The organism is Agromyces sp. Marseille-Q5079, from assembly GCF_051016555.1.
Lineage (GTDB): Bacteria > Actinomycetota > Actinomycetes > Actinomycetales > Microbacteriaceae > Agromyces.
Map to the genome: position 1 here is coordinate 163,826 of NZ_JBPEJF010000009.1, position 11,660 is coordinate 175,485.

General features: G+C 73.1%; 9 protein-coding genes. 6 read left to right on the forward strand and 3 right to left on the reverse strand.

Annotated features, from left to right (window positions below; genetic code table 11):
* Nucleotides 1–37: 37 nt before the first annotated feature.
* The 3 genes from efeU to efeB all read left to right on the forward strand — a co-directional run bounded on the left by efeU (nucleotide 38) and on the right by efeB (nucleotide 3,569).
* Entirely contained in the window at nucleotides 38–955 is a 918-nt protein-coding gene (gene efeU, locus ACR3IO_RS17605; RefSeq protein ID WP_434072519.1) for an iron uptake transporter permease EfeU, read from the forward strand.
* Between the two features lie 89 nt (nucleotides 956–1,044).
* On the forward strand, nucleotides 1,045–2,250 hold the full coding sequence (gene efeO / locus ACR3IO_RS17610) for an iron uptake system protein EfeO (RefSeq protein WP_434072520.1): 1,206 nt from the start codon (nucleotides 1,045–1,047) through the stop codon (nucleotides 2,248–2,250).
* A complete protein-coding gene (gene efeB, locus ACR3IO_RS17615) occupies nucleotides 2,250–3,569 on the forward strand; it encodes an iron uptake transporter deferrochelatase/peroxidase subunit (RefSeq protein ID WP_434072521.1) in 1,320 nt (439 codons plus the stop codon). Before efeO ends, efeB begins: the two co-directional genes overlap by 1 nt.
* Nucleotides 3,570–3,654: 85 nt before the next feature.
* On the opposite strand, the gene ACR3IO_RS17620 is transcribed toward efeB, so the two are convergent.
* Entirely contained in the window at nucleotides 3,655–5,181 is a 1,527-nt protein-coding gene (locus tag ACR3IO_RS17620) for a PLP-dependent aminotransferase family protein (protein WP_434072522.1), read from the reverse strand.
* An 84-nt stretch (nucleotides 5,182–5,265) separates the two neighbouring features.
* On the opposite strand from ACR3IO_RS17620, the gene ACR3IO_RS17625 reads away from it, so the two are divergent.
* Complete coding sequence (locus tag ACR3IO_RS17625) at nucleotides 5,266–5,985, forward strand: pyridoxamine 5'-phosphate oxidase family protein (RefSeq protein WP_434072523.1); 720 nt, start codon at nucleotides 5,266–5,268, stop codon at nucleotides 5,983–5,985.
* A gap of 186 nt (nucleotides 5,986–6,171) precedes the next feature.
* Here the strand turns inward: ACR3IO_RS17625 and ACR3IO_RS17630 are convergent, their stop codons facing one another.
* The gene (locus ACR3IO_RS17630) at nucleotides 6,172–6,684 is read right to left on the reverse strand and encodes a LysM peptidoglycan-binding domain-containing protein (protein ID WP_434072524.1); all 513 of its coding nucleotides are present in this window, start codon (nucleotides 6,682–6,684) and stop codon (nucleotides 6,172–6,174) included.
* Nucleotides 6,685–6,855: 171 nt separating this feature from the next.
* On the opposite strand from ACR3IO_RS17630, the gene ACR3IO_RS17635 reads away from it, so the two are divergent.
* Nucleotides 6,856–9,933 (forward strand): helix-turn-helix transcriptional regulator, encoded by a 3,078-nt coding sequence (locus ACR3IO_RS17635; RefSeq protein ID WP_434072525.1) that lies wholly within the window; start codon nucleotides 6,856–6,858, stop codon nucleotides 9,931–9,933.
* 283 nt (nucleotides 9,934–10,216) lie between these two features.
* The gene (locus ACR3IO_RS17640; protein WP_434072526.1) at nucleotides 10,217–10,729 is read left to right on the forward strand and encodes a glutathione peroxidase; all 513 of its coding nucleotides are present in this window, start codon (nucleotides 10,217–10,219) and stop codon (nucleotides 10,727–10,729) included.
* A gap of 160 nt (nucleotides 10,730–10,889) precedes the next feature.
* On the opposite strand, the gene pepT is transcribed toward ACR3IO_RS17640, so the two are convergent.
* Nucleotides 10,890–11,660, reverse strand: a 771-nt coding sequence (gene pepT / locus ACR3IO_RS17645) for a tripeptide aminopeptidase PepT (protein ID WP_434072527.1), incomplete at its 5' end; no start/stop codon positions are given.

Below are 11,660 nucleotides of genomic sequence, written 5' to 3' on the forward strand. Positions count from 1 at the left end.
AGCTCATCCCACCCGCCGTGCTTCCTTGGAGACGTCCGTGCTCGCCACCTACCTGATCGGCCTCCGCGAAGGCCTCGAGGCGGGCCTCGTCGTCGGCATCCTGGTCGCCTACCTCGCGAAGCTCGGTCGCCGCGACCTGCTCGGCCGGCTGTGGATCGGCATCGGCCTCGCGATCGCGCTGGCGCTCGGCATCGGCGCCGTGCTCACGTGGGGCCCGTACGCGATGACGTTCCAGGCCCAGGAGATCCTCGGCGGCGTGCTCTCCATCGTCGCCGTGGCCATGGTCACGTGGATGACGTTCTGGATGGGATCGCACGGCGCGAGCCTCTCGAAGGAGCTTCGCAGCCAGGTGGATGCCGCGGTCGATCGCTCGTGGTTCGCGCTCGTGCTGCTCGGGGCGATCTCGGTCGGCCGCGAGGGCATCGAGACCGCGCTCTTCGTCTGGGCGAATGCTGCTGGAGGCAGCGACCCGCTGCTCGCGACGCTCGGCGCCGTGCTCGGCATCCTCACGGCCGTCGTCATCTCGTGGGGCATCTCGCGCGGCCTCGTGCACTTCAACGTCGGCCGCTTCTTCACGTGGACCGGCCTGTTCCTCATCGTCGTCGCCGCGGGCGTGCTCGCCTACGGCGTCGGCGACCTGCAGGAGGCCGGCGTCATCCCCGGTTGGGGCGCGCCCGCCTACAGCCTCGTCGGCATCATCCCGCCGGGCAGCTGGTACGGCACCGTGCTCGCCGGCATCTTCAACTTCACGCCCGAGCCGACGTGGGCTCAGGTCGTCGCCTGGGTCGCCTACATCGCGATCACCGTGCCGCTCTACCTGCTCATGCTCCGCCGTCGCAGCCGGGCACGGGCGGCCGCCAAGGCCGCGGCCGCCGCGGCCACCGCCTCCGTCGCGTCATTCGAACCGGCAGCGCCGTCCGCCGGCCGAGCCGCGGAGCGCATCGAGACCACATGACCCTCCCCGCCCGCGCAACGGGGTCCCGATACGGCGCCTGAGCGCCCTCTCGACCACCGAAGACACCCGATCCGAACCCAGGAGCACCCATGACCCGACGCGTCCTCGCGGCATCCGCTGCCGCCGCCGTCTTCGCGCTCGCCCTCACGGGCTGCGTCGCCAAGGCCGACCTCGCCGAAGCCATCTCGGTCGACATCACCGACGACGCCTGCGCCGTGGCCACCGACTCGACGACGGCGGGCGCCGTGACGTTCAGCCTCGAGAACACCGGCACCGACGTGAACGAGTTCGAGATCCTCGCCGATGACCAGCTCCGCATCGTCGGCGAGAAGGAGAACGTCACCCCCGGCCAGAAGGTCGACTTCGTCGCCCAGCTCGAGCCCGGCGACTACTACACGGCGTGCAAGTTCCAGCAGGTCGGCGCGCCCGTGGGCCTCGCCGCGTTCACCGTCACCGGTGAGACGTCGAAGGTCTCGGCCGACGAGCAGGCGCTCAGCGACCAGGCCGTGACCGAGTACCTCGCCTACGTGCGCTCGCAGACGTCGGAGCTGCTGCCCGCTGTCGAGCAGCTCGCTGCCGCCTACGCCGCGGGCGACGACGAGACCGCCCGTCAGCTCTTCGCGACGACCCGCGTGCCGTACGAGCGCATCGAGCCGACGGCCGAGGCGTTCGGCGACCTCGACCCGAAGATCGACTTCCGCGAGGTCGACGCCGTCGCCGACGGCATCGACTGGACCGGCTTCCACCGCATCGAGAAGGACCTCTGGCCGCCGGCACCCGGCGACCTGAACTCCGACGGCACCGACGCATTCCTCGACTGGGCGCCCTCGACCCCCGAGGAGCGCCAGGCGTACGCCGACGGCCTCGTCGAGAACGTGACCGAACTGCACGAGATCGTGACGGCCGACGACTTCACCGTGTCGCTCGCCGACATCTCCAACGGCGCCATCGCGCTGCTCGACGAGGTCGCGGCGGGCAAGATCACGGGCGAAGAGGACTGGTGGTCCGGCACCGACCTCTACGACTTCCAGGCCAACGTGCAGGGCGCCTACGTGGCGTTCGGCGCGGTGCGCGCGCTCGCCGAGTCGAAGGGCGACGAGGGCACGGCGCTCGCCGCCGAGATCGACGACCAGTTCACGGCGCTCAACGACGCACTCGCTGCATACGGCTCGCTCGACGAGGGCTTCGTGAACTACGCGGAGCTCACGGATGCCGACAAGAAGGCGCTGAGCGACCAGGTCAACGCCCTCGCCGAGCCGCTCTCCCAGCTGACGAGCACGATCCTCGGGGTCTGATGAGCGAACCCGCAGCGCCCGAGCAGCCCGAGCCCGAGCTGTCCGACGCCTCCCCGAACCGGGTGAGTCGCCGGCAGTTGCTCGGGCTGTTCGGCGCGGGTGCGGCCGGCGCCGCCGTCGGCGCGGCGGGCGGGGTCGCCGTCACGCTCGCCGCGACGTCGGCGAACGCAGCCGCCGGCGGCGCGGCATCCGAGTACCCGTTCCACGGCGCCCACCAGGCGGGCATCGTGACGCCGGCCCAGGACCGCCTGCACTTCGCGGCGTTCGACGTGTCGAGCACGCTCGACCGCGCGGGGCTCATCGCCCTGCTCACCGACTGGACGGATGCCGCGGCGCGCCTCACGAAGGGCCTCGAGGTCGAGGACGGCGGCGCGGTCGGCGGGTCGGACTACGCGCCTCCCGTCGACACCGGCGAGGCGCTCGGACTGCCCGCGAGCGGGCTCACGATCACGTTCGGCTTCGGCCCGAGCCTCTTCACGGATGCCGACGGGGTCGACCGCTTCGGCATCGCCGATCGCCGTCCGGCCGCGCTCGAGCCGTTGCCCCGGTTCCAGGGCGATGCGCTGCAGCCCGAGCGCACGGGCGGCGACCTCTGCATCCAGGCCTGCGCCGACGACCCGCAGGTCGCCGTGCACGCGATCCGCAACCTCAGCCGCATCGCGTTCGGGCGGGCGAGCCTGCGGTGGTCGCAGCTCGGCTTCGGCCGGACGTCGTCGACCTCGACCACGCAGACGACGCCCCGCAACCTGTTCGGGTTCAAGGACGGCACGGCCAACATCAAGGCCGAGGAGACGAGCGACGTCCAGGACTTCGTCTGGGTCTCCGACGCCGACGAGCCGGCGTGGCTCTCGGGGGGCTCATACCTCGTGGCCCGACGCATCCGCATGATCATCGAGAACTGGGATCGCGTGCAGCTCGGCGAGCAGGAGTCGCTCGTCGGCCGGGCGAAGGGCTCGGGGGCCCCGCTGTCCGGCGGCACCGAGTTCACCGAGCCCGACTTCGAGGCCACCGGTCCGACCGGGGCGCCGCTCATCGCGCCCGCGTCGCACGTGCACCTGGCGCACCCGACGGCGAACGGCGGGGTGCGCATGCTCCGCCGCGGCTACAACTTCGTCGACGGCAACGACGAGCTCGGCCGCCTCGACGCCGGACTGTTCTTCATCTCGTTCCAGAGCACGCCCGAGCACTTCACCACCGTGCAGCGCTCGCTCGCCGCCGACGGCCTGAACGAGTACCTCAAGCACGTCGGATCGGCGCTCTTCGCCGTTCCGGGCGGCATCCGGCCGGGCGAGCACGTGGGCCAGGCGCTCTTCTCCTGAGCGCCCGGCATCGCGTAGCGAGCGGGCGGCGTCGAGCTGCTCGCGCGGCCGTTCACGCTGCGCACGCCGTCGTTCACGCCGTCGTTCAGGACGCCGCGAGCACCGCCGCGCGGATCCGGGCGAGGCCCTCGGCGAGCTCGTGATCCGCGACGCCGGCGTAGCCGATCACGACGCCCGGCTGCTCGTCGCCGCGCGCGGCCGAGTACTCCGAGAGCCGGGCGACGGCCACGCCCGCGGCATCCAGGCGGGTGACCACGGCGTCGACGACGGCGGCATCCGCCACCCGGAGCACCGCGTGCAGGCCGCCGTCGAGGCCGATGAGATGCGCGCCGGGCAGTTCGCCGAGCGCCTCGATCACGAGCCCCCGCCGGTGGGCGTAGTCGCGCCGCGTCGCCGCGATGTGGCGCCGAACCGTGCCGTTGCCGAGCAGGTGGGCGACGGCGACCTGCACGATGCCGGGAACGGGGCTCGCGTGCTCGGCACGGGCCTCGGCCATCGCCGTGCGGAACCCGTCGTCGTGGGGGAGCACGGCGTACCCGAGGCGCAGCCACGGTGTCAGGATCTTCGAGAAGCTGCCGACGAGCACGACACGTCGGTTCACGGCGCCGGCCGCGTCGCCGGGGCCCGCGTCGTGGCCGGGCACCGCGCCCGAGCCGTCGAGGGAGGCGAGCGTGGGCATCGGCGGTCCCACGTGCCGGAACTCGCTGTCGTAGTCGTCCTCGATCACGATCGCGCCGATGCGCCGGGCGTGCTCGAGCAGCTCCAGCCGTGCCGCGACCGGCAGCCGCCCGCCGAGCGGGTACTGGTGGCTGGGCGTGACCATGACCGCATGGGGCGGCTGCGGCATCCGCCTCAGCAGGTCGACGCGGAGGCCGTCGTCGCCCACCTCGATCGGCACGATCGCGGCGCCGGTGCGTTCGAGGACCAGCCGGGCGCTGGGGTAGCCGGGGTGCTCGACGGCGACGCGCGGCCGATCGCCGGCGAGGGTGCCGAGCGCCTGGCCGACGAGTCGCAGGGCCTCGCTCGTGCCGGCGGTGACGATGACGTCCTCGGCGTCGCAGGCGAACCCCCTCGCGTGCCGCACGTGGTCGGCGATCGCCGCGCGGAGTTCGGGCTCGCCGAACCGCGGCGGCTCGTCGCTCGGGATCTCGAGCGAGGCCGCCCGCCGCCACGCGGCACGCCAGGCCCGCTCGTCGATGCGCGTGGTCGAGGGGCGCCCCGGACGCAGGTCGATCCGCGGGACGGGCGGCTGCGCCTCGAGCAGGGCGGATGCCGCTGACGGCGGCGCGGTGCCGGCTGACGCCGGTCCGGCATCCGGTCGCTCGACACGTGCGAGCGGCGGGTGTCCGACCGCGCGGTCCTCGCCGAGCGGCGCCACGAGCGTGGGAGCGCCCTGCCGCAGCTCGACGAAGCCCTCGCCCGCCAGTTGCTCGTAGGCGCTCACGACCGAGCTGCGCGCGACGCCCAGCTCCGCGGCGAACCGTCTGGTCGAGGGCACGCGATCGCCCGCGCGCAGTGCGCCGGTGAGCACGGCCTCGCGCATCGCCTCGACGATCTGCGTCACGACCGGTCGGTCGTCGAGGCGGTCGATCACGAGGAGAGGGCCGTCCATGTCGTCGTCTCCTTCGAAACTGGTCTGCCCAGTGTTGCACGGACTGGACTGTTCGGCGATCCAGTAGCGGCGGAGACTCGATGCATGACGATCACCGCCCCCACCGACACGCCCGTGCCCGACGGCGGCCCCGCGCCGCACGGCGGAGGTCGCCGCATCCGCCGCCTCTCCGAGCGCCAGGTCGTGGACCGCGATGCCCTCGACGCCCTGCTCGACTCGGAACTCGTCGGCCACCTGGCCGCTGTCGTCGACGGCATGCCGGTCGTCGTGCCGATGGGCTACGCGCGCGTCGGCGACCACGTGCTCGTGCACGGGTCGACCGGGGGCGGGTTCGCGCTGCGCGCCGCCGCGACCGGCGCGACCGTCGCCTTCGCCGTCACCGCCCTCGACGGACTCGTCTTCGCGCGGTCGCTCTTCGACAGCTCGATGAACTACCGCAGCGCCGTCGTCTACGGCGTGCTCGAGCCGGTCGACCCCGCCGAGACGGATGCCGCGCTGCTCGCGCTCTCGGAACGCCTCATGCCCGGGCGTCCGGCCGAGGTGCGGGCCATGACCCGCAAGGAGGTCGCCGCGACCCGGGTGCTGCGCCTGCGTCTCGACGACGTCGTGATGAAGGCGCGTGCGGCCGGCGCGTCGGAGGCGGCCGACGACGGCGAGGACCACGGGACCTGGGCCGGCGTCGTGCCCCTCGGTCGGGCCTGGGGAACGCCCGAGGCCTCGGTGCTGACCCCTGCGGGAACCCCGCTGCCGGCCTCGGTGTCGGCTCTGACGACGCCGCCCGACGGGTCGCGCAGACTGCCCTAGTCAGGCAGCGGGAGCTGCCGTCGCCCTTGAGAGGAGGTGTGCCATGTTCGCGATCCTGTTCGTCGCCGCACTCGCGGTGGCCGCGGTCGCCGCGACCGTCACGACATTCGTCGACGTCCGCCGCGACGGCTACCGCCGCGTCCCGACGCTCGCGCACTGAGCGCCGAGCGTGGGGCTCGGACCGGCTCAGCCGGTCTTCGTCCAGTCCAGGTTGATCTCGTCGCCGATGTAGACGGCCTCGCCGAAGTCGTGGATCTGCGGGTTCATGCGCAGCAACTGCTGCTGCGGCAGGTCGAACCGCTGTGCGATGTCGAAGAAGCTGTCGCCGGTCACCACCACGTAGCTGATCGGCATGCCCGCGCCGTCGAGCGTCGGCGTGCCCGTGGCGCCGTCACGCGAACCGAGGTCGGAGGCCGGCCCGGGTTCGACGACCGGGGCCGGTGCGTTCGGCACCGGTTCGGGCGCCTCGGGCTCGGGTGCCTCGGCGACCGGCGTCGGCGTCGGGGTGGGAGTGGGCGTCGGCGTCGGCGTGAACGTCTCGGTGACGGCGACCGTCACGGTGGCCGGGGCCGGCGCGGGCTGCGGCACGCAGCCGCTGAGCGCGAGTCCGGTCGCGATCACCAGCGCGCCGCTCCCCGCGGCCACGACGGCCGCCATGAGCGCCGGATGCCGCCGCCTGCTCGTCGTGCCTGACCCCACCCGTGCCTCCTGTCGACGTGCCGAACGGCGCCCCGTCGTCGGGCGCGCCGTCAGACTCAGCCTCACGGAAACCCCTCTCCGGCGCAAGGGTCTCCGGCGATCGGATCGGTCGGAGGCGGCCGATCGCCCGGGCTCGGAACGGATGTCGGCAGGACGTGGCAGCATGAAGAGGTGACCACGTCTGCGCCGGCCATGATCGGCCGGGACGCCGACCTCGACGAGCTCGTGAAGCGCCTCGACGAGGTGCGTTCCGGCGCGCCCTTCACCGTGATCCTCGGCGGCGAAGCGGGCATCGGCAAGACGCGACTCGTGCGCGAGTTCGCCGCCCGCATCGACGGCGAGGCGCGGTTCGTGGTCGGCCAGTGCGTCGACCTCGGCACGGTCGCGGCGCCGTACGCCCCGGTCAAGGGCGCGCTCCGCGCCCTCGTTGCCGACGAGGGCGTCGATCGGGTGCTCGAGGCGGTCGGCCCCGGGTGGGCGGCGCTCGTGGCGCTGCTGCCCGAGCTCGCGGCATCCGCCGGTCAGGGCGAGGAGCAGGGCGCGCGCGGCGGCGCTGCCGGTGGCGACCCGTCGCCGACCCCGACGCCCGTGCGCGGCGACGCGGCCAGCGGTCAGCTGCACGAGGCGATCGCGGTGCTGCTCGAGACCCTGTCGCGCGAGCGACCCATCGTGTTCGTCATCGAAGACCTCCACTGGATCGACGCCGCCAGCCTCGCGCTCCTGCGGTTCCTCATGCGTGCGCTCGGGTCGAGCCGGGTGCTCACGGTGCTCACCTATCGCAGCGAAGACGTCACCCGAGGGCATCCGGTGCGGGCCTTCCTCGCCGAGGCCGACCGCGACCGATGGGTCGACCGCCACGAGCTCGCTCGGCTGAGTCCCGAAGACGCCGTCGCCATGGTCACCTCGCTCCGGCCCGAGACGGTCGACTCGCAGCGCGGCGTCGAGGCGGTCGTTCGGCGCAGCGACGGAGTCCCGTTCCTCATCGAGGAGCTCATCGGACTCGACGGGTGCCGCGACGACACCGACGTGCCCGAGACGCTCCGCGACCTGCTGCTGGCCCGGTACGAGCGGCTCACCGAACCGACGCAGCGACTGCTGCGCCTGCTCTCCATCGGCGGCGTGCGCGTGCGTCACTCCCTGCTCGAGTCCGTGCACGAGGGCGAGGCCGACGACATCGACCTCGCCGCACGCGAGGCCGTGCTCGGTGGCGTGCTCACCATCGAGGGCGACGACTACGCGTTCCGGCACGCCCTCGTGCGCGAGGCGATCCAGGCCGACCTCCTGCCGGGCGAACGCGCGCGGTACCACGCGCGGTACGCCGTCGCCTACGAGAACGCCGCGAGCGGGTCCAGACGGCTGGCCGCCGAGATCTCGTACCACTGGCTCGGGGCGAACGACGCGACGCGCGCCTTCCCCGCCACCATCAAGGCGATGGCCGAGGCCCGTGCCGCCGCGGCATACGCATCGGCGGCGCAGCTGGGCGAACGCGCCATCGGGCTCTGGGACGTCGTCCCCGATCCCGAGGCCACCGCGGGCATGGGCAAGCTCGAACTCATGGGCCGCACCGCGTCGCACCTCCGCAACGCCGGCGAGGGCGAGCGGGGCCTCGCACTGGTCAGGGCCGCACTGCAGGAGTGCCCACCCGACGACATCCAGTACCCCAGGCTGCTGCGCGACACGGGCATGTACCTCGCCAACGTCGGCCGTGAGGGGTCCATCCCGCTCCTCGAGCAGGCGCTCGAGGCGCTCGGCGACGACGGTTCCGAAGAACTGCGCGCCACGATCCTCATCGCCCTCGCGGGCCGCCTCATGATCGAGTCGAGGCTCGACGAGGCGGCCGAGGTCGCCGAGCAGGCCCTCGCGGTCGCCGAACGCCTGGGCATCACCCGGTTCGCGTCGACGGCGACGAACATCGCGGGCATCAGCCTCGCCAACAACGGCGACGTCGAGCGCGGACTCGCGCTCCTCGAGCGAGCCGGCGAGCTCGCCGCCGGCGACCCGGCGACCCAGCTCCGGTACCTCGTGAACGCATCCGACCTCCAGTACCTCGTCGGCAACTTCGACGAGGCCGTCCGGCTCGCCGAGCAGGGTCTCGGCGAGGCCAAGCGGCGCGGCGTCGAACGCAGCTCGGGCGTGATCCTCGCCTCCAACGCGGTCGATCCGCTGCTCGCCCTCGGCGAGTGGGAGCGCGCCGACCTGCTCACCGATCGCGCCCTCGCGCTCGACCCCCCGCTGCCGTTCACGGTCTACCTGCATCGCGCGCGCATCTGGGCACTGCTCTGGCGCGGCCAACTCGATCGCGCGACCGAGCTCTACCGCGCGCTGCGCCCCTCGATGTCGCGAGTCATGGCCGCCGAGATGCAGACCAAGCTCGGCGTCGGCCGGCTCGGCGCCGAACTCGCGCTCGCCCACGGCGACCTCGCCGGGGCCTGGCACGAGGTTCGGCAGATGCTCGACGACGGGCGCACGCTTCCGCCCGGCTACGCGCTCCCGTTCCTCTGGGTCGGCGGCCGGGTCGTGGCCGCGGTCCGCAGCCGGCCCGGCGCCGAGGCCGACGACGACCTCGTGCGCGAGGTCGATGCCGCCCTTCCGCACATCGTCGACCTGTTCGAGCAGCTCTCGTTCTGGCCGACCGCGCCGCTCTGGCGCGCCTTCTTCGAGGCCGAGCTCGCCACGGCGCGTGCGGCGGCCCCGGCCTCCGACGGCGTCTCCGGCACCGAGGTCGCGAGCTGGACCGACGCGATCCGGCTGGCCGCCCTGCCGAACGCGCCCGGGTACCTCGGCTCCTACGCGCGACTCCGCAAGGGCGAGGCCGAACTCGCGATCGGCGACCGCCAGGCCGCGCGCGCGACGCTCCAAGATGCGCACGAGCACGCGATCACGGGCGGTGTCACCGCCGTGGCCGACCGCGTCGTGCGGGTCGCCTCGGCGGCGGGCATCCCCCTCGACGGCATCGGCGGCGGCGCGGCGGTGCGCGCGTCCGTGTCCGCCCGCGAGGTCGACGCGTCGACCGGCATCGCCGACTCGCCCACGGCCGACGCGGTCGAGGCGGCGGCTGCCGTCGACGAGCTCACCGCGCGCGAACGCCAGGTGCTCGAGCTCATCGCCGAGGGCCTCAGCAATCGGCAGATCGGCGAGCGGCTCTACATCAGCGGCAAGACGGCGAGCGTGCACGTCTCGGCGATCCTGCGAAAGCTCGGCGCCTCCACGCGCACCGAGGCCGCCTACCGCGCCGGCGCCCTGCGCTGACCGACTGACGGTCGCGTCGTGACGCGCGCTGTCACGACGCTCGCGAGCGTCTCGACGCCGTCGAACGGTGCCCGATCCGTGGAACGGCGCCCGACCCGTCGAGCTGCCCCCGGCCCGTCCAACGGTCGCGGCGCGCGGCTGGGTGCCGTGGGCGAGGCGCTGCTCGAGGCATCCGCCGCGCTCTCGCGCTGTGAACTCGCTGCATGTGGTCGTTGACCTGGGTCAACAGGCGTAGCGTGAGGAATGACCGCACCCCGTTCCGCACTGTCCGCCCGGAGGCACGATGACCACGCTCGACGAGATCCCCTTCACCACGATGGACGGCGGCAGCGCCTCGCTCGCCGATTACGAGGGCCAGGCCGTGATGATCGTCAACGTCGCCTCGCGCTGCGGCCTCGCACCGCAGTACGAGAAGCTCGAGGCGCTGCAGAAGCAGTACGGCGAACGCGGTTTCACGGTCATCGGATTCCCGAGCAACCAGTTCCTGCAGGAGCTCTCGTCGAACGACGCCATCAAGGAGTACTGCTCCACCACGTGGGGCGTCACGTTCCCGGTCGTCGACCGCGTGCGCGTGAACGGCAAGAAGGCGCATCCGCTCTACACGGCCCTGAAGGAGACTCCGGATGCCTCCGGCAAGGCCGGCCGCGTCACCTGGAACTTCGAGAAGTTCCTCGTGGGAGCCGATCGCAGCGTGCACCGGTTCCGCCCGCAGACCGAGCCCGACGCCCCCGAGGTGATCGCCGCGATCGAGGCGGCCTTGCCCGCGCGAGCATCCGAGAACGATCGGGCCGAGTAGCGCGCCCGGCTGCCGGCGGCTGCATTCGGTTCGAACTGCAAGGAGAATGGGCGCCATCCTCGCTGAGGGCGGGGATGGCGCCCATTCTCCTGCACAGCTGTCGGGTGTGCGGTGGGGGCGCAAGGCGCACGATGCGAGGCGTGCGACGTGCGGCGAGAGGTCAGCCGCGCGTGGCCGACCGGAACTCGGGCGTCGTCCAGACCTCGGCGAGGCGCACGACCGTGGCCGCGGCGGCGGCCATCTCCTGCACCGACGCCCACTCGCGCACCGAGTGGAACTCGTGGCCACCGGTGAACAGGTTCGGCGTGGGCAGGCCCATGGCGCTCAGCTGCGATCCGTCGGTGCCGCCGCGCACCGCCGAGCGCAGCGGCTCGAGGCCCTCGGCGCGGATGGCCAGCTCCGCGGCATCCGTCACCTGCGGGAACGCGTCGACGTAGCTGCGCATGTTCGGGTACTGGGGGGTGATCACGACGGTGGCGCGCGCACGCGGCTCGCGGGCGATGACCTCGTCGACGGTGCGGCGGAGCACGTCGCCGTGCGCGGCGAGCAGGTCGTCGTCGAAGTCGCGCAGGATCGTGCGGATCACGGCGTGCGCCGCTGAGCCCTGCACCTCGTAGACGTGGATGAATCCCTCGCGGTCGGACGTGCGCTCGGGCGTGAGGTCCGCCGGGAGCGCGGCGACGATCTCGGCGGCGAGGCGGGCGGCGTTCACGAGCTTGCCCGTCGCGAAGCCGGGGTGCACCTCGTGGCCCTCGATCGTGACGATGCCCTCGGCGCCCGAGAACGTCTCGTCCTGCAGTTCGCCGATCTCGGACCCGTCGACGGTGTACGCGCAGAGCGCGTCGAAGCCCTCGACGTCGAACCGGTGCGCGCCGCGTCCGATCTCCTCGTCGGGCGTGAACGCGAGGCGCAGGGTGGGGCGGGGGCGGTC